17 protein-coding genes, 2 tRNA genes and 1 riboswitch are annotated in these 18,957 nt (G+C 44.9%); of the genes, 10 read left to right on the plus strand and 9 right to left on the minus strand.

The window, feature by feature from the left end; genetic code table 11:
• Positions 1-71: 71 nt before the first annotated feature.
• Positions 72-968, minus strand: coding sequence for a CNNM family magnesium/cobalt transport protein CorC (gene corC, locus EL144_RS03750; RefSeq protein ID WP_005704211.1), 897 nt, complete (start codon positions 966-968; stop codon positions 72-74).
• 231 nt (positions 969-1,199) lie between these two features.
• Between corC and citC the strand changes: the two genes are divergently transcribed.
• The 6 genes from citC to EL144_RS03785 all read left to right on the plus strand — a co-directional run bounded on the left by citC (position 1,200) and on the right by EL144_RS03785 (position 8,069).
• Positions 1,200-2,225, plus strand: coding sequence for a [citrate (pro-3S)-lyase] ligase (gene citC, locus EL144_RS03760; protein WP_005704212.1), 1,026 nt, complete (start codon positions 1,200-1,202; stop codon positions 2,223-2,225).
• Positions 2,226-2,378: 153 nt separating this feature from the next.
• On the plus strand, positions 2,379-2,666 hold the full coding sequence (gene citD, locus EL144_RS03765) for a citrate lyase acyl carrier protein (RefSeq protein WP_005704213.1): 288 nt from the start codon (positions 2,379-2,381) through the stop codon (positions 2,664-2,666).
• On the plus strand, positions 2,663-3,538 hold the full coding sequence (gene citE / locus EL144_RS03770) for a citrate (pro-3S)-lyase subunit beta (RefSeq protein WP_032995267.1): 876 nt from the start codon (positions 2,663-2,665) through the stop codon (positions 3,536-3,538). Before citD ends, citE begins: the two co-directional genes overlap by 4 nt.
• 12 nt (positions 3,539-3,550) lie before the next feature.
• The gene (citF, locus tag EL144_RS03775; RefSeq protein ID WP_005704215.1) at positions 3,551-5,053 is read left to right on the plus strand and encodes a citrate lyase subunit alpha; all 1,503 of its coding nucleotides are present in this window, start codon (positions 3,551-3,553) and stop codon (positions 5,051-5,053) included.
• 174 nt (positions 5,054-5,227) lie between these two features.
• The gene (gene citG / locus EL144_RS03780) at positions 5,228-6,625 is read left to right on the plus strand and encodes a triphosphoribosyl-dephospho-CoA synthase CitG (protein ID WP_005704216.1); all 1,398 of its coding nucleotides are present in this window, start codon (positions 5,228-5,230) and stop codon (positions 6,623-6,625) included.
• A 1-nt stretch (position 6,626) separates the two neighbouring features.
• Positions 6,627-8,069: an anion permease gene (locus tag EL144_RS03785; RefSeq protein ID WP_005704217.1), complete on the plus strand. Its 1,443-nt coding sequence runs from the start codon at positions 6,627-6,629 to the stop codon at positions 8,067-8,069.
• 141 nt (positions 8,070-8,210) lie between these two features.
• Here the strand turns inward: EL144_RS03785 and rnhA are convergent, their stop codons facing one another.
• The gene (rnhA, locus tag EL144_RS03790) at positions 8,211-8,675 is read right to left on the minus strand and encodes a ribonuclease HI (protein ID WP_005701392.1); all 465 of its coding nucleotides are present in this window, start codon (positions 8,673-8,675) and stop codon (positions 8,211-8,213) included.
• 67 nt (positions 8,676-8,742) lie between these two features.
• Here rnhA and dnaQ point away from each other — a divergent pair, with 67 nt between their 5' ends.
• The 3 genes from dnaQ to EL144_RS03805 all read left to right on the plus strand — a co-directional run bounded on the left by dnaQ (position 8,743) and on the right by EL144_RS03805 (position 9,778).
• Entirely contained in the window at positions 8,743-9,507 is a 765-nt protein-coding gene (dnaQ, locus tag EL144_RS03795; protein ID WP_050332843.1) for a DNA polymerase III subunit epsilon, read from the plus strand.
• A gap of 95 nt (positions 9,508-9,602) precedes the next feature.
• Positions 9,603-9,679, plus strand: a tRNA-Asp gene (locus EL144_RS03800).
• Between the two features lie 22 nt (positions 9,680-9,701).
• Positions 9,702-9,778: transfer RNA gene (locus tag EL144_RS03805), tRNA-Asp, on the plus strand.
• 218 nt (positions 9,779-9,996) lie between these two features.
• Here the strand turns inward: EL144_RS03805 and EL144_RS03810 are convergent.
• Positions 9,997-10,335, minus strand: a complete 339-nt coding sequence (locus tag EL144_RS03810) for a cupin domain-containing protein (RefSeq protein ID WP_005701394.1) — start codon at positions 10,333-10,335, stop codon at positions 9,997-9,999.
• 247 nt (positions 10,336-10,582) lie between these two features.
• On the opposite strand from EL144_RS03810, the gene trhP reads away from it, so the two are divergent.
• Entirely contained in the window at positions 10,583-11,971 is a 1,389-nt protein-coding gene (gene trhP / locus EL144_RS03815) for a prephenate-dependent tRNA uridine(34) hydroxylase TrhP (RefSeq protein ID WP_005704220.1), read from the plus strand.
• 129 nt (positions 11,972-12,100) lie between these two features.
• Here trhP and rlmKL read toward each other — a convergent pair whose 3' ends face one another.
• From rlmKL to dapE, 6 genes are all read right to left on the minus strand, one after another.
• A complete protein-coding gene (gene rlmKL, locus EL144_RS03820; protein WP_005704222.1) occupies positions 12,101-14,257 on the minus strand; it encodes a bifunctional 23S rRNA (guanine(2069)-N(7))-methyltransferase RlmK/23S rRNA (guanine(2445)-N(2))-methyltransferase RlmL in 2,157 nt (718 codons plus the stop codon).
• 167 nt (positions 14,258-14,424) lie between these two features.
• Positions 14,425-15,096 (minus strand): 7-cyano-7-deazaguanine synthase QueC, encoded by a 672-nt coding sequence (queC, locus tag EL144_RS03825; protein WP_005704223.1) that lies wholly within the window; start codon positions 15,094-15,096, stop codon positions 14,425-14,427.
• Between the two features lie 3 nt (positions 15,097-15,099).
• Positions 15,100-15,144, minus strand: a riboswitch (PreQ1 riboswitch).
• An 84-nt stretch (positions 15,145-15,228) separates the two neighbouring features.
• Positions 15,229-16,053: a 3',5'-cyclic-AMP phosphodiesterase gene (gene cpdA / locus EL144_RS03830; protein ID WP_005704224.1), complete on the minus strand. Its 825-nt coding sequence runs from the start codon at positions 16,051-16,053 to the stop codon at positions 15,229-15,231.
• Positions 16,054-16,108: 55 nt separating this feature from the next.
• A complete protein-coding gene (nudF, locus tag EL144_RS03835) occupies positions 16,109-16,732 on the minus strand; it encodes an ADP-ribose diphosphatase (protein WP_005704225.1) in 624 nt (207 codons plus the stop codon).
• 292 nt (positions 16,733-17,024) lie between these two features.
• Positions 17,025-17,705: a M15 family metallopeptidase gene (locus EL144_RS03840; protein ID WP_005704226.1), complete on the minus strand. Its 681-nt coding sequence runs from the start codon at positions 17,703-17,705 to the stop codon at positions 17,025-17,027.
• Between the two features lies 1 nt (position 17,706).
• Positions 17,707-18,840, minus strand: a complete 1,134-nt coding sequence (dapE, locus tag EL144_RS03845) for a succinyl-diaminopimelate desuccinylase (protein WP_005704227.1) — start codon at positions 18,838-18,840, stop codon at positions 17,707-17,709.
• Positions 18,841-18,957: the final 117 nt, after the last annotated feature.

The raw sequence follows: 18,957 nt of genomic DNA on the forward strand, positions 1-18,957 counted from the left end.
CTTCGTTAATCCAATCCCTCTGCCCTATTTTTTTAAAGAAGACGGTGGATTGGCATATTAAACATAAAAAACTAGTCGATAACCCCTTCTGTTTTTTCTATCTCCGGCAAATGTTCATCCGGCACGGTAACACGTAGTTGAATAACACGTCGACTGTCGGCGGAGGTCACTTTAAAGTGGAGGTTTTCCAGCGTAATTTCTTCACCGCGTTTTGGTAGATAACCAAACGCCTGCATAATCAAACCGCCGATGGTGTCCACTTCTTCGTCGGTAAATTGCGTATTAAATTCTTGATTAAAATCGACAATGTCCGTCAATGCCCGCACCGCATAAGTGTGACGGGAAAGCTGGCGAATATCTGCCACATCTTCTTCATCAAACTCATCTTCAATATCACCGACGATTTGCTCCAACACATCTTCAATAGTCACCAAACCTGAGACGCCACCAAATTCATCCACCACAATTGCCATATGGAAACGTTCGGAACGAAAATCTTTTAACATTCTGTCCACACGTTTGCTTTCCGGCACGATCATTGTCGGGCGAATCACATCCGACAGGTTAAACTCTTCCGCGTTGGCACGTAAATATTTCAATAAATCTTTAGCGTGCAAAATGCCGACGATATTGTCGCGATCGTCTGCATCATTAATCACCGGAAAACGGGAATGTGCCGATTCAATAATGGTATCTAAACAGGAATCCAAATCCTGATCCGCTTCAATAAACACAATTTGAGATCGAGGAATCATAATGTCACGCACGCGCAATTCGGCGATTTCCATGACGCCTTCAATCATTTCACGGGTATCTTGGTCGATTAAATCGTTTTGTTCGGAATCACGGATAACTTCCACTAAGTCTTCGCGATTTTTCAGTTCGCCTTGGAAAAAGCGCCCGAAAAGAGATTGGAAAAAGGATTTTTTACTGGCTTCGGGTTGATTGGTCGAGTGTTCTTCGTTCATAAAAAGTTTAACTATTACCGTCGGATTGACAGACAAAAAGTATCATATTTGCTTTCAAAGCGCAAAAATAAGCATAAAGTGCGGTCATTTTTTTATGAGAAATTTGCCCCAGGTCACAAAATCAACAAAAAACAAATTTGAGAAAATAAACAATACCATTTTGGAGTTAGCAAAAACGTTTAAATTCAAGTAGAATATACTCACTTTTTCTCACTTATTCTCGGAGGGCGTATGCAGTTTGAGCGAATTGATGCCAAGCACAACGATTTGTCCGTCATTCGAGCGTTTTTAAGAAAAAGTGGGCTTGGGTTGGACGCACAAATTGACTATTTTATCGTCGGATATCATGACTCCGGTGACATGGCGGTTTGCGGTGGCTTGGCAGGCAATATTATAAAATGCGTTGCCATTGATGAATCCTTACGCGGCGACGGTGTCGCCCTAAAACTCGCCACCGAATTAGTCAATTTAGCCTACGAACTCAAACGTCCTCACCTTTTTATCTATACCAAACCCGAATACGCACTGCTATTTAAATCCTGCGGTTTTTACACCATCTCTGACGCACTACCTTATGTTGTGCTGTTGGAAAACAGCGCCACCCGTTTACAAAAACAATGTGCCTTATGGCAAACCATGCGGGTAGCGGGCAATCGTATCGGTACCATCGTGATGAATGCCAATCCCTTCACTTTAGGCCATCGCTATTTAATAGAACAAGCGTTACAGCAATGTGATCATCTGCATTTATTTGTCGTCGGCGAAGATGCTTCACAGTTTTCTTATACAGAACGTTTTGCGCTGGTGAAACAAGGCATTGCCGATTTATCCGATATTACACTCCATTCCGGCTCCGACTATATTATTTCCCGAGCCACCTTTCCTAATTATTTCCTAAAAGACCAAACCCTTACGGACGACTGCTATTTTGCCATCGATCTTAAATTATTCCGTCAACACATTGCGCCCGCCCTTGGCATCACCCACCGCTTTGTGGGGACCGAGCCGAATTGTGCGGTCACTGCCGAATATAATCGCCAAATGCATTATTGGTTGACGAACGCTGAAATAAATAGCCCGACAATTAATGTTATTGAAATCCCAAGAAAAACCATAAACAACCAAGTTATTTCCGCTTCAACAGTGAGAAAGTTATTGGCCGAAAAAAATTGGACGGCATTGGCGGATTTTGTGCCAATGAGCACATTGGCGTATTTACAAAATGAAATGACGGTTGCTGAGTCTATCGAAGCATAAGTCATTTCAGTACGTGGGCATAAGGCGAACATTTCAACTCATTGTTCGATAAGCTCACCAACCATCTTGACAAACGTCTTGCGCAATACCCAAAAAGTGCGGTCGTTTTTTTAAACGTTTTTTAATGATTACTCCCAATAGAAGGAAAACCCTATGAAGATAACGAAAGCAGCCGTAGCCGGCACGCTGGAATCCAGTGATGCCCAAGTACGGATCCAACCTTTTTATTCATTAGATATTGAAATCAACAGCTCGGTGGCAAAACAGTTTGGTGAACAAATTGAAGCTACCGTGCGCGCAGTATTAGCCAAGTTAAACATCACTGCGGCCCAAGTGATAGTGGAAGACAAAGGCGCATTAGACTGCGTGTTACAGGCGCGCGTAAAAGCCGCCGCATTACGTGCAAGCGATGAAACCGTTAACTGGGAGGCCGTGCTATGAAATTAAGAAGAAGTATGCTGTTTGTACCGGGCTCAAATGCCGCCATGTTGAGCAACAGTTTTATTTATAAACCGGACTCCATCATGTTTGACTTAGAAGACGCAGTCGCCCTCAAAGAAAAAGATTCCGCCCGCTTATTAGTCGCACACGCGCTTCAACACCCGCTTTATCAAGAAATCGAAACTGTAGTGCGGGTTAATCCGTTGGATTCCGAATTCGGTTTATTGGATTTAAATGCCGTGGTGCGTGCCGGTGTTGATGTGGTGCGGATGCCGAAAACCGAAACTGCACAAGATGTGGTTGATATGGATAACGCAATTACCGACATTGAGAAAGCCTGCCGTCGCGAAGTAGGTTCGACCAAAATGTTAGCGGCCATCGAATCGCCATTAGGTATCACTCAAGCAAACCAAATCGCCACCGCCTCCAAGCGTTTAATCGGCATCGCTCTTGGTGCGGAAGACTATGTGCGCAATCTTAAAACTGAACGCTCGCCGGAAGGCATCGAGTTGCTATTTGCCCGCTGTTCGATTTTACAAGCGGCGCGTGCCGCCGGTATTCAAGCCTTTGATACCGTGTATTCCAATGCCAACAACGAAGAAGGTTTCTTAAAAGAAGCGGCATTAATTAAACAGTTAGGCTTTGATGGAAAATCCTTAATCAACCCGCGTCAAATCGAACTCTTACACAACTTGTTTGCGCCGACACAAAAAGATGTGGATCAGGCCAAACGCATTATTGAAGCGGCCGAAGAAGCGGAAAAACAAGGATCCGGCGTCGTTTCCTTAAACGGTAAAATGATTGATGCGCCGATTATTGATCGTGCAAAACTCGTGTTAGAACGTGCGAAATCAGGCATTCGTGAAGAGTAAGGGAGAAAAAAGATGACAACAAGAGAACAACGCATTGCCAAATTCAATGCCAATCGTCCGGTGTATCAAGCAGTTCCAAAAGCCGAATCCCTTGCCCGTACAGCGAAAGACCGCAAACTTTGTGCCTCTTTGGAAGAGGCGATTAAACGCTCCGGCTTAAAAGACGGCATGACCGTATCTTTCCACCACGCCTTCCGCGCCGGTGATTTCATCGTCAATATGGTGATGGATAAAATTGCCGAAATGGGCTTTAAGAATCTGACCCTCGCCTCTTCCTCATTAATCGACAGCCACCACCCGATTATCAATCACATCAAAAACGGTGTCGTAACCAAAATCTATTCTTCCGGTTTACGCGGTGAGCTTGCCGAACAAATTTCCCGCGGTTTATTGGACGAGCCGGTAAACATTCACTCCCACGGTGGCCGCGTGCATTTGGTAAAATCCGGCGAACTGAAAATCGACGTTGCCTTTTTAGGTGTGCCTTGCTGTGACAAATTCGGTAACGCTAACGGCTTTAGCGGCAAAAGCAAGTGCGGCTCTTTAGGTTATGCCCGCGTAGATGCCGAATACGCCGACAAAGTCGTGTTGCTTACCGAGGAATTCGCTGATTATCCGCACCACCCGATCAGTATCGGCCAAGATCAAGTGGATCTCATTGTGCAAGTGGATGCTGTCGGTGATCCGAAAAAAATCGGTGGCGGCGCTACCCGCATGACCACCAACCCGCGCGAATTATTAATTGCCCGCAAATGTGCCGAAGTGATTTTCGCCAGCGGTTATTTTAAAGACGGCTTTTCCTTACAAACCGGTACCGGCGGCGCTTCCTTGGCGGTAACCCGATTCTTGGAAGAAAAAATGGTACGTGACGGCATTAAAGCCGACTTCGCGCTCGGTGGTATCACCGCCAGCATGGTGGATCTGCACGAAAAAGGCTTAATCAAAAAACTGATCGATGTGCAAAGTTTCGACGCCGTTGCCGCCGAATCCCTTGCCCGTAACCCAAATCACATTGAAGTATCTGCCAACCAATATGCCAACTACAGTTCCAAAGGCGCCTCCGTTGAGCGTTTGGACGTAGTGATTCTGTCCGCATTGGAAATCGACACCAAATTTAACGTGAACGTACTCACCGGCTCCGACGGCGTGATTCGCGGCGCGTCAGGCGGTCACTGCGACACCGCCTCTTCCGCGCAGGTGGCGATTATCGTTGCGCCATTAGTACGCGGACGTATCCCGACCGTAGTGGAAAATGTAATTACCTGCGTAACGCCGGGTGAAAACATCGACATCTTAGTGACCGACCACGGTGTTGCCGTCAATCCGAAACGTCCGGATTTAATCAATGCCTTATCTGATGCAGGCATCCCGTTATTTACCATCGAACAACTTTGCAAACGCGCTTACAGTTTAACCGGCAAACCAAAAGAAATTGAGTTTACCGATAAACCGGTCGCCGTTGTTCGTTATCGTGACGGAACGGTGATCGATACGGTGTATCAAGTCAAAGAATAAGGGTGACTTTCTTCGCTCAACCGATAGCGCGCGTCTCCTGACGCGTGCTGATAAAAAATAAGAAAATGAAGGCTCGCGTCGGGAGACGCGCGCCATCGTAATAAGTAACTGCTACTAAAATAAGTGGCAGTGACTAAAAATTCATAAAGTGCGGTCGTTTTTACAGTTATTTTTATGGCAATTTCCCTAAACCATTTTTCCACAGCAGGAACCGAAATCTCCCTTGAGCAGCTTTTATCTGCGCGGGAAGCGCGTGCGTTGCTGCAACAACAGCTGTTAGCGCAATATGGGCAAACCTTGCTTTGCGTCACCTTAACGGCGGTGGGCGGGGTGAAGAAAAATGCCCTGTTGGATTATGTCTTTACAAAAACATTGGAAAATCTGACCGCACTTTTTATGCAGTTGCACATCACGCCCACAAAGGAAATTGTTCGTCCGTTAGTAACGGGACATGAGGGGTTTTTTGTGTTGCCGATAGATGGTCGTGCGCTTAAAGCGGCAACGATCGAATTGGAGGAAAGCATACCTCTTGCCCGTTTATGGGATTTGGATGTGTTCGATGCGAAAGGCAATCTGCTGAGCCGTGCAGATTTTGCTCTTCCGCCAAGAGCCTGCTTAGTGTGTGGCAATGAAGCAAAAATCTGTGCCAGAACCCGTAAACACGCCGTTGATGAAATTGTGGCGGAAATGCAATCCCGCGCCCAACGCCATGATGTGGCGGAATACATCGGTGAGCAGGTTTATTCGGCGTTGGTGCAAGAAGCACGATTGTCGCCGAAACCGGGCTTGGTGGATACCGTCAACAACGGTTCGCACAAGGACATGAACCTGCATACCTTTGAGCAAAGTGCGGTCAGTTTACGCCCTTTTTTTACGCAATTCGTACTCAAAGGCATGACCACCGCCCATTTGCCTGAAAAACAAATCTTAGCGGAGGTTCGTCCTCTTGGTCTGTTGGCAGAAAAGGCGATGTTTAAGGCCACCCATGGCGTTAACACCCATAAGGGGGCCATTTTTTCCTTCGGTTTGGTGTGCACAGCGATTGGACGCTTATTGATACGGCAAGACTTGGCACAAAGTGCGGTCGATTTTGATATTAAATTAATCTGCTCACTTGTCGCCCAATTTGCTCAAGGCCTCACCGACGAACTGAAACATTATCCCGACCATTTGCCGGTCACAGCCGGTGTGCGCTTATTCCGAAAATACGGTTTAACCGGCGCCCGCGGTGAAGCGGAAAGTGGTTTTAACCTAATTCAAACTTTGTTACCGCAATTTGATGAGTATCATCCGTTGGAGCGGGAACATCGTTTACTGATTCTGTTGTTGCATTTAATGGCAATCAATCCTGATACCAATGTGGTTCATCGCGGCGGTTTGGACGGGTTACATTTTATACGGCAAACAGCTCAAGATCTGCTTGCAGATCAACATACCGTATCGGATAAAGCAATACTGACACGGGCATTAATGAAATTTGATGCTGCCTGCATTGAACGTAATTTAAGTTCAGGTGGTAGTGCCGATTTATTGGCACTGGCGATTTTCTTTTTATCATTAAGAGGTAATTAAAATGGCACTATCTAAAAATGCAAAACTGGGAATTCTAGTGGTGATTCCACTCATCACATTCCTACTACCGGCACCGGAGGGCCTTTCTCTGATTGCTTGGCGTTTACTCGGGGTTTATATCGCCACCATTGTAGGTTTGGTATTAAAACCTTACGGCGAACCGGTGATTTTGCTGGCGGCAGTTGCAGTTTCCGGTGCGATTATCGGTAACACCGAAGGCGCCAAAGAATTTCTGAAAGCCGGTGACATCCTCAACGGCTACAAATCCGGTACGACTTGGCTGATCTTCACTGCCTTCACACTGAGTTCTGCCTTTGTGATTACTGGGTTAGGTAAACGTATTGCCTATCACATGATTGGCGCTATGGGTAGCACGACCTTGCGACTTGGTTATGTAACCATGTTCTTGGATTTACTGCTCTCTCCTGCAACGCCGTCTAACACAGCGCGTTCAGGCGGGATCGTATTCCCAATCATCAATAGTGTGGCGGTGGCGCTGGGGTCCGATCCTGAAAAAAGTCCGAAAAAAGCCGGCCGTTATTTAATGATGAACGTGTATATGGTGGTTAAAACCACATCCTATATCTTCTTAACCGCCATGGCGCCAAACGCCCTTGCACTTTCTTTAATGGCGCCGATTTTAGGTTTCAATATCGACTGGTTACACTGGTTCTTAGCCGCATCCGTGCCTGGTTTACTCTGTTTATTCTTAATTCCGTTAATCTGCTACTGGGTTTCTCCGCCGGAAATGAAAGAAGTGGATAACAAAGAAATTGCCCGTAAAGGGTTGGAAGAATTAGGCCCGATGTCTTACCGCGAAAAAGCCTTGATTGTGTTATTTATCATTGCCTTATTCGGTTGGATCTTCTCTTCTGCTCTTAACCTGAATGCTACCATCGTTGCGTTAATCGTGATGGTGTGTTGTATTGTGTTAAGCATCGTGTCTTGGGATGACATTTTGAAAAACAAAGGTGGCTGGAACACCTTGATTTGGTACGGTGGTATCATCGGGATGTCCGGTTTGCTTGAAAAAGCCAAATTCTTTGAATGGCTTGCGGAATCCTTAAAAGCGATTCTACAATTTGAAGGCCAGGGCACGCTTGCATTAATTGTGATTCTCACCTTAAGTGTGGCTGTGCGTTACTTGTTCGCTTCAGGCGGTGCCTACGTTGCTGCCATGGTGCCGGTATTCGCCACCGTCGGCCATGTTGCCGGCGCACCGGCCCAACTGCTTGCCCTCGGCTTATTATTCGCCAACTCCTACGGCGGATCTGTCACTCACTACGGTGGCGGCCCGGGCCCAATTGCCTTCGGTGCGGGTTATAACGACATCAAATCTTGGTGGACAGCCGGTGCCATCATTGCCTTCGGCAGTCTCGTCGTCCACCTCACCATCGGTATGACATGGTGGAACTTCTTAATGAGTGCAGGTTGGTTAAATTAACCACTTCCGCAATAATAACAAAGGGTGCTTATGCACCCTTTTTCATGTTGAATACAAAAAAACGAATCGGCTCGATCTTGCGGAAAAAGTGCGGTTAAAAAATCGTTTATTTTCTACTATTCGCCCCCACCATTAAAAAATTTACTCCCCTTGATACCCTTCATCATGCAATGTCGGGTTCTCCGCACCTTGTTTTGCCAGCTGGTCGCAGATTTCATTTTCACGGTGCCCGGTGTGTCCTTTAACCCAGCGCCAATCAACCTTATGACGAGCGATAGCTTGATCTAATGCTATCCATAAATCTTGGTTTTTTACCGGTTTGCCACTACTGGCTTTCCAATTGTTTTTTTTCCAATTGAAAATCCATTGCGTAATGCCGTTTTTCATGTATTGGCTATCGCTGTATAAATGGATGTCGCAAGGCTCTTTGAGGCTATTTAACGCTTCGATGACGGCCAATAATTCCATGCGATTATTAGTGGTGAGGAAATAACCTTTTGAGAGGCTTTTTTCATGTTGTTTGTAACGAAGCAGAACGCCAATACCTCCGGCGCCCGGGTTTCCAAGGCAGGATCCGTCGGTAAAAATTTCGATTTGTTTACGCATATTGACTACTAATTTATTGCAAATGAGGCGATAATACCCGAAATTTTTGCGGATAAAAAGTGAAGTTATGAGTATTCAAACCCATCAGAATCGTCAGATCGTACTGGATACGGAAACCACCGGTATGAATCAATTAGGCGCCCACTATGAAGGCCACTGCATTATTGAAATCGGCGCGGTAGAACTAATTAACCGTCGTTATACCGGCAATAATTTTCACATTTATATTAAACCTGATCGGCCTATCGATCCCGAGGCCATTAAAGTTCACGGCATTACTGATGAAATGTTGGCGGACAAACCAGATTTTAGCCAGATAGCGAATGAATTTATTGAATACATCAAAGGTGCCGAGTTATTGATCCATAATGCGCCCTTCGACGTGGGCTTTATGGATTATGAATTTCGTAAGCTGAATTTGCCGATAAAAACCAATGATATTTGCACGGTTACCGACACCTTGGTGATGGCGCGCCAAATGTATCCCGGCAAGAAGAATAATTTGGATGCTTTATGTTCCCGCTTAGATATTGATAACAGTAAACGTACCCTGCACGGCGCGTTGTTGGATTCGGAAATTTTAGCAGACGTTTACCTTGCCATGACCGGCGGGCAAACCAGTTTATTTGATGAAAGCGAACAGGACGTGATTCAACAAGCGGTAACGCATCATCAGCTGAAAAGTGCGGTGACTTTTTCGCGTAATTTACGCTTGCTAAAACCGACAGAAGAAGAACTGGAAGCCCATTTGGAATATCTCAAATTGATTAACAAAAAAAGCAAAGAAAATTGTCTGTGGGATCGCCGTACAAAAGAGGAAACCTTGCAGTAAAAATAATCGTTCACCGATTAAACAAGTAACCGAAAAAAACAAAAAAAAAAGTTGACGGAATCCCCCTACGCCATTATTATGCACCTCACCTGTGCGGAGTGGTAGTTCAGCTGGTTAGAATACCTGCCTGTCACGCAGGGGGTCGCGGGTTCGAGTCCCGTCCATTCCGCCAATTTTTATCTCAATTCTAATTCGGAGCGGTAGTTCAGCTGGTTAGAATACCTGCCTGTCACGCAGGGGGTCGCGGGTTCGAGTCCCGTCCGTTCCGCCAATTTTCTCAAATATCAAGCTGTTTTATTCTTACTTACAATAATCCTCATATTCTTATCGTATACAAAATATCATTAGGTTTATTTTGTATGTCTTCCTTTTTTATTTTCTGCTAAAACGAAGAGATTGTTTCAAGCCTAAATACAAATCAAAGGACAATCAATCCACCGTTTATTTGTTACAGTAAAAAGGCACTTTTTCAAGTGCCTGTTTCCCCCACTATCTTCCCTCTTTTGGGAAAACTACTGTTAAAAACATTTTAAAATTTTCCAAAGCATATAATGCATGAGGAACATCTGCCGGAAGCACAATACTCTCGCCGCCATTTACTTCATAATCGGTTTTATCGATGGTAATGCGGGCTTTACCTTCCAACATCGTAACAAGGGCGTCACCACGAGATTTATGCGCGCTAATTTCTTCTCCTTTCGGTAAACAAAACATGGTTAATCCTACGGCCGGATTTTGTGAGAATGTTTTACTGATTACCTGCCCATCCTGATATGTCAAAAGATCATTAAGTTTAAGAACGGTCGCCTTTTCAATATTTTTTAACATACTTATTCTCCTTTTTAAGTCGTCAAATCAGAACTCGCTCCCTCAATTAAGTAGTAGCTAAGCCATTATACGCCTGCACAAAATGAAATTCATTATCATCTAAAATATTTATGTATGAAAATCGAAAAACGTTATTTTTTCAGACCGCACTTTTGCTTTACAAAAAGCAAAATCCGCCTAAAATAGCCGTCTTTATTCCATTTGCCTTGCGCAAATTCCTGACCTGACATCAGACCAAGAGACCATTATGACAACCCTATTTAAACCTGAATTACTTTCCCCTGCCGGCTCCTTAAAAAATATGCGTTATGCCTTTGCTTATGGCGCAGACGCCGTGTATGCCGGTCAACCGCGTTACAGCTTGCGCGTACGCAATAATGAATTTAATCACGCCAATTTAAAAATCGGCATTGATGAAGCCCATGCGCTAGGCAAAAAGTTCTATGTCGTCGTGAACATTGCGCCGCACAATTCCAAGCTCAAAACTTTTATTAAAGATTTACAACCGGTTATCGACATGGGCCCGGATGCACTGATCATGTCCGATCCCGGTTTGATTATGCTGGTACGTGAACACTTCCCTGACATTGATATTCACCTTTCCGTGCAAGCCAATGCGGTGAACTGGGCAACTGTGAAATTCTGGAAGCAAATGGGGTTAACCCGCGTGATTTTATCGCGTGAGCTTTCCCTTGATGAAATCGCCGAAATCCGCCAACAAGTGCCGGATATTGAACTGGAAATTTTCGTGCATGGCGCACTTTGCATGGCCTATTCCGGCCGTTGCCTGCTTTCCGGCTATATCAACAAACGCGACCCAAACCAAGGCACCTGCACTAACGCCTGCCGTTGGGAATACAAAATGGAAGAAGGCAAAGTGGATGACGTGGGCAATATCGTGCCGAAATTCGACCCAAGCCAACAGATTGAGGTGAAAAATGTCGCCCCAACGTTGGGCGAAGGCACAGTAACCGATAAAGTGTTCCTTTATACCGAAGCGCAAAATCCTGACGAGCAAATGACCGCCTTTGAAGACGAACACGGCACTTACTTCATGAACTCGAAAGATTTATGCGCAGTGCAACATGTGGAAAAACTCACTGCACTTGGTGTGCATTCCTTAAAAATCGAAGGTCGCACCAAATCCTTCTACTATTGTGCTCGTACCGCTCAAGTGTATCGCAAAGCCATTGACGATGCGGCCGCCGGTAAACCGTTTGATGAAAATCTGATGGACACCTTAGAGTCCCTTGCCCACCGTGGTTATACTGAAGGTTTCCTACGTCGCCACACCCACGATGAATACCAAAATTATGACTACGGCTACTCCATTTCTGACCGTCAACAATTTGTCGGCGAATTCACCGGCAAACGCAATGAACTCGGCATGGCAGAAGTAGCGGTGAAGAATAAATTCTTGCTTGGTGATGAAGTGGAAATGATGACACCGCAAGGCAACATCGTGTTTAAAATCAACAAAATGCTCAACCGAAAAAATGCTGAAGTCGATGCGGCCTTGGGCGACGGACACTTTGTCTTTTTAGATATGCCACAGGATATTCATTTGGATTATGCGTTGCTCATGCGTAATTTGGTTAACGCCAACACCCGCAATCCACATGAAAAGAAAGGTTAATTTTTTGTTGCAGATTTGTTGAAATATAAATCAAGATGGCTATAATGTCGCCATCCCCTAATAAAAATATGACTCCAAATACTCTTAGCCCTTCTCCCCTTGAAGGGCTTTTTTTTATCTCTTGAATAATTAACGGTGTGCCTCTGCTTGCACCAGCCAACAATTATGAATTTGCTTATTGCGTTCAAAATCCAACGGTAAGGTTTTGTGAGAAATTTCTACCGCACTTAAGCCTAACTCTTCCAACTTAGCAAAATCCATTTTGAAACCGCGTTTGTTGTTAGAGAACACAATGGTGCCGCTCGGACGCAGAATACGTTTTAAATTCGTCATTAACTTAATGTGATCCCGTTGCACGTCCCAACTGTCTTCCATGCGTTTTGAATTGGAGAATGTCGGCGGGTCAACAAAAATCAAATCAAACTGACGGTCGCATTTCTCTAGCCATTGCAGGCAATCCGCTTGAATCAGTTTGTGCTGTTTACCTTCAATGTCGTTCAACAACAAATTCTGTTCCGCCCAGTTGAGATAGGTATTTGACATATCCACGGTAGTGGTTGATTTTGCCTTACCCAACGCTGCATGTACCGTTGCCGAACCGGTGTAAGCAAATAAATTGAGGAAATCTTTGCCTTGCGCCATTTCACCTAACATTTTACGGGTCAGGCGATGATCCAAAAATAAGCCGGTATCCAAATAATCTGTTAAGTTCACCCACAACTTCGCGCCGTATTCGTTCACATAAAAATACTCGCCTTTGTTCGCCAATTTTTCATATTGATTAGTGCCTTTTTGTTTTTGGCGCACTTTTAAAATCAACTTATTGGTTTCAATACCGGTAACGATCAACGTAGCATTCACCGCATCCAACAACCGTTGGCGCGCTTTATTTTCATCAATATTTTTTGGCGCGGCATATTCCTGCACCACAATGTGATCGGCATAACGATCCACCGCCAAATTGTATTCCGGCAAATCCGCATCATATAAGCGATAAGCGTCTAGCCCTTGCTGCTTAGCCCATTTCTCAATTTTCTTGATATTTTTTTGCAGGCGATTAGCGAAATCCACTGCTACTTCAGAAGAAACTGAAGAAGTGCGGTCAAATTCTACGGCGTTTTCTACCGCACTTTGCTCTGCGCGCTCGGCAATTTGATAATTTTTCTGTACGCAATCTAACGGGCCGTTTTTTGCTTTAAACTGACGATGAGAACGTAAGCGCAAGCAATCCAATAGACTTGGCTCACCACTGAAAATAGATGCGTTCCAGCCGGCAAATTGTTGTTTCAAGCGTTGGCCAAACACAGAATACAAGGCAATAAGCGCCGGCGTAGTGCCTAAACGTTCGCCGTACGGCGGGTTACAAATCACCGTGCCTGCTACGTTCGGACTTGGATTTTTTATCGCCACCACATCGCCCTGTTGCCATTGCATCAGATGCGCCACGCCCGCATTTTTGGCGTTTTGTTTGGCTTTTTGCAACACGCGATGATCCAAATCAAAGCCATAAAAGTGCGGTGGATTTTCACGTTGTTTTTCGGCTTCCGCCAAGGCTAAAGCCTCTTCTTTCAGCTTTTCCCACGCTGCCTGATTATGCGCCTGCCAAAAATCAAAGCCCCAATGCAGACGATATAATTGCGGTGCGATTTGCGCTTCCATTTGTGCCGCTTCAATCAATAGCGTACCCGAACCGCACATCGGATCCACTAACGGCGTGCCTTTTTGCCAACCGGAACGCAGTACAATCGCAGCAGCCAAAGTTTCACGCAACGGCGCTTTGCCGGTGTCTTCACGATAACCCCGCATATGCAGCGCATCACCACTCAAATCAAGCGACAGCACCACCTCATCACGATTCAAATACGCATGAATACGAATATCCGGTTGTTCTTTATCCACGTTTGGACGAGCCCGACCATGGCGTTCAAAATAATCCACAATCCCATCTTTCACACGCATTGCGCCGAATTGGGTATGACGAATTTCCTGGTTTGTACCGTTAAAATCCACGAAAAAATGGACTTTTTCATCAAAATAATCCAACCAATTTACGCCCACCACCGCAGAATATAAATCCAAATCGCTAAAGACTTTGGCTTGCACGATAGGCAATAAAATGCGTGAACTCAAACGGCTCCAAAGCAAAGTGCGATACAGGGTTTCATCATCCGCCCAGTAATGCACGCCGCCTTGCGCGACTTTAGCATCCTGTGCGCCTAATTCGGTCAATTCGGATTTCAAAAGCTCTTCAAACCCTCGGGCAGTGGTGGCAAAAAGTTGTTTCATAAGGTCTCAATGGTTGGAAAAATTGGCGGGGATTATAGCAGTTTTAAACGCCAAGTGCGTTGAAGTGCGGTGGATTTTACGGATATTTTAGATTCCCGCTAAAAACCAACCGCACTTTTAGTGTAATTTCATCTTCTACTGATTCATTAAAAAGTGCGGTGTTTTTTCTAAACGTTTTTAGTGTCACGTGCCTGCAAATACGCGTTCAACCCACGCTCTCGTAAAATACAACTCGGGCATTCACCGCAGCCACCTTCTACCCCGTTGTAGCAAGTGTGCGTGTGTTGGCGGATGTAATCGAATGCGCCGAGTTGATCTGCCAGTGCCCAAGTGTCTTTTTTATCTAACCACATGAGTGGCGTGCGAATGTCAAAAGGGTAATCCATGGCCAGGTTTAAAGTCACGTTCATGGATTTGACAAACACGTCGCGACAATCGGGATAACCGCTGAAATCCGTTTCGCACACGCCGGTGTAAATGACACGAATGCCTTGGCTTTTGGCGTAAATGGCGGCGTAAAGCAAAAATAAGGCGTTGCGCCCGTCCACAAAAGTATTTGGTAATTCATCGTCTTTTTGACTAATTTGTGCGTTTGGATCCATCAGGGCATTGTGCGTAATAGCTTTGATTACACTGGTATCGAGTAGCGTTTGTTTGACCTTCAAATCCTGCGCAATCCAACGGGCTTTTTCCAGTTCGATGGCATGGCGTTGGCCATACTGAAAGGTGATGACTTCAACATTTTCCGCACCAAATTCTTTGATCGCGAGAAATAAACAGGTGGTGGAATCTTGCCCGCCGGAGAAAATCACAAGGGCTTTGTTCGGTTGATTTGACATGATATATCCTTAGTTTTTTTATGTGGGAGGGTTGCGAACCACAGATGAAAGAGGTGGCATTGTAGCAAAAATAAAGGGGATGAAACATCCCCTTTAAAAACGTTGTGAATTTCGACCGCACTTTAACGTCAATCAATATCCTTCTTCCTGTAAATTTGGCAGGAAAGTCTTGTGCTGAATGCGTTTGACACGGGTTTCGATGCGCCCGTCGGCGTACAGTTCAATTTCACGCCAACCGGGTTGAACGGTGTCTAAGGCAAACGTATTGCTGTCCGGTTTAAACTGAATGCCCGTTGAAGGGGTTGCCATCACTTTGTAGCCGTGCCATTCGCCATCCACTTGTTGATGGATATGACCGTGTAAAATCCCTTTGACATTGGAAAATGGCGCCAATATATAGGCCAATTCATGGGCGTTACGTAAATTATGCTGATCCAACCAAGCGGAATGGGTGGATAAAATGTGATGGTGCAACACCACTAAAGAATAACGTTGTGGATATTCTTTTAATTTTGCCAACAACCAATCCAGTTGATATTCACCAAGTTGACCATGGGGCACACCGGAAATTTGGCTATCCAGCAATAATATTTGCCAACGATCACCCAGTAAAATATGCTTTTTCGCGCTAATGTTATCTTTTGTCAGTAAATCAAACATTTTCGGCTGAAAATCATGGTTTCCCGGAATCCAAAATACCATTTTTTCCAACGCCTTGACGCCTTCGCAAAAATGCAAATAGCCTTCGTCACTACTGTCCTGCACTAAATCGCCCGTAGCCAGCACAAGATCATAAGCATATTGCTGTTGTTGAATTTCAGTCAGAACCTGAGAAAAACTCGCTTGAGTATTGATGCCCAACAATTCACCGTTGGTGTCTTTAAATAGATGAGGATCCGTAATTTGAACGATACGGAACACCTCTTGTTGGGTGTTATATTGATAGGTATTTAACAAAGTAAACTCCTACTTCCTAATATTAAACTTAGTCTAAATTACCTATGTCGCCTGTTTACAACCACTGCGCTTTTAATTTTAGGTAATTTAACTCCAGCCATTGTAATCCCATTACTGCAACGCCATTATCAATCTTACCTTCGCAAAGCCATTGATACGCGGTTTCCCGACTTACGACATGAACTCGAATATCTTCATTTTCTTCAGCTAAACCATGCAAACCACCCACTTGGGAGCTGTCCACTTTACCGACAAACAGGTGAATGCGCTCAAGTACGCCTCCCGGACTATCCCAAACGCTTAAACAATGTTGCATATTGGTGATTTTCGCACCGGCTTCTTCTTCACTTTCTCTTAACGCAACAGATTCCGGTGTTTCGCCTTCTTCTACCATACCGGCGATCAATTCCAGTAACCATGGTGATTGCTTCAATGTCGGATCATAAGCGCCGATACGTACCTGCTCCACCAATACCACATTATCCAATACCGGATCATAAGCAACCACGGCAGATGCTGCACCTTTGATTAACAGCTCACGGGTGACCACACCACTCCAACTGCCGGCAAAAAGTTTATGCTTGAATTGCACCTTATTTAGCTTAAAAAAACCGCGATAAACCGTTTCATCCTTTACAATCTCAATATCTTGTTGAGTAAACTGTTGAAACTGATACATCTTTATCTCCATAAATAATAGCTGGCGATTAGGATACTTTCATTCACGCCAAAAAAAAATGTAATTCTTTGTAAAATTTCCGGATTTTTGAAGTAGGTCACAAAAGTGCACCAAAGAACGGGGTGTCTCATGAAAATATTGCAATGAAAATGGTCAGAATGACAAAGAAGTAAAGAGATGCCTATGGAAGAGTGAATGCTACTGCTCGTTTTCAGGCTGGGATTATTTTTTTATCTCGTTTGCCGATTATTCCCAGCCCAGGGCCACGCAAACCTGAAATGCAAAATTAACACTAAATAAAAAACTGCTTAAAAATGCTCACCAAATGCGCCGTTAACACGCTTTTTCCCGCAATCTCTTCCTTTTCCCACGCCTTCAACAACACCTCCGGCGTAAATGCTTTTACCGCTTGTTCAGCCAACGGAATATAGCTGATATGCCAAGGCTCCCGCCCAATTTTTTTACCTTCGGGTTGGTGCATAAACGGCAATGCGAAATCAAAGTGCGGTAGGTTTTCAATGAGAAACTCACTCAGTTCAAAGAAATAACCGCCTTTTTCATATTCCCAAGGCTCAAGTTGTAAGGATTGACCTTGAGGCAATAAATCGGGATCGAAAATGTCAACTTCCGTGCCCCAATGATGGCGGCTACCTCCCGGTAGCGCCGACCAACGTAAAATAGCTTGCGCTTTTTGCCAATCGTCCAATTGGGTCAAATCTAACGCATTGCCTGCATCATCGTGCACTTTGCGTTCACCGTTAAATTTGCCGTTCCAAATAAGTTGTTGGCGCACAAAATCACGAAAGCTGCTGGCGGGTTGTAAATTAAAGCCATTTTTGACCGCACTTTGTTGCAGCCCTTGAAAGGCTTTCATTGCCTGCGCCTGCAAAAAATGATGAGGAGAATGAGGTGTCGGCAAATTCACCAAATGTTCCCGAGATTTGCCGGTCAACATGTCAGGGGTTAATTTCATCTTATTTATCCAATAAATTGACTAACATTTGATGATAAATCTGACCGCACTTGGCGAGATCATCTACACTCACACATTCATTCACTTTATGTATCGTCGCGTTAAGCGGCCCAAATTCCACCACTTCAGCTCCCATTAGCGCAATAAAACGACCGTCAGAGGTGCCGCCACCGGTTTCCGCTTGTGGCGTAATACCTGTGGTTTGCTCAATAGCATCGGTCAACGCATCTAATAATTTGCCTGGCTTGGTTAAAAACGGTTTACCGGAAAGATTCCACTCAATGCGGTATTTCAATCCATGTTTTTCTAGCATTTCAGCGACTTTCTGTTTGATGATTTCATCGGTGACTTCCGTGCAATAACGCAAATTAAATTGCACGTAAAGCTCACCCGGAATCACGTTATTACTGCCCGTACCGGCATGAATATTGGCGATTTGCAAACTGGTCGGCGGGAAAAATTCATTGCCGTTGTCCCACTGATAAGTTGTCAGCTCTTGTAGGAATGGCGCCGCTTTATGAATAGGATTTTCCGCCAAATGTGGATATGCCACATGGCCTTGAACGCCTTGAATATAGAGGTTGCCTGTAATCGAACCGCGACGACCATTTTTGACCACATCGCCTAAGTTTTTCGAACTGGACGGCTCGCCTACCATGCAATACGTGATTTTCTCACCGCGCGCCATTAAGGTTTCCACCACACGTACCGTACCGTCTTTCGCCGCTGCTTCCTCATCGGAGGTAATTAATAAGGCAATCGTACCCGCGTGATTTGGATTGGCTTTCACATACGCTTCCGCCGCCACAATCATCGCTGCCAATGAGCCTTTCATATCGGCAGCACCACGTCCGTAAAGCATCCCATCCATAATCTCGGCAGAAAACGGCGGATACGTCCATTGGCTTTCATCCCCCGTGGGCACCACATCCGTATGCCCGGCAAAAGCAATCACGGGCTCCCCTGAACCATGCTTCGCCCACAAGTTTAAGGTGTCGTTAAAGGGCATCCATTCAATTTGAAAGCCTAATTTTTCCAAACGTTCGGCAATGTGTTGTTGACAGCCTTCATCATTCGGGCTGATGGAAGGACGGCGGATAAGCGATTGAGATAATTGGATGATATGTTGTTTCATAGCATTGAGGAAATTGGCAAAATAAGTAAAAGTGCGGTGTAATTTAACAAAATTTCTTTTTTATTTAAATCTTATTGAACAAAAAATGGATAGCTTGGCTATCCATTTTGTTATTTT

The organism is Aggregatibacter aphrophilus ATCC 33389, assembly GCF_900636915.1.
GTDB lineage: Bacteria > Pseudomonadota > Gammaproteobacteria > Enterobacterales > Pasteurellaceae > Aggregatibacter > Aggregatibacter aphrophilus.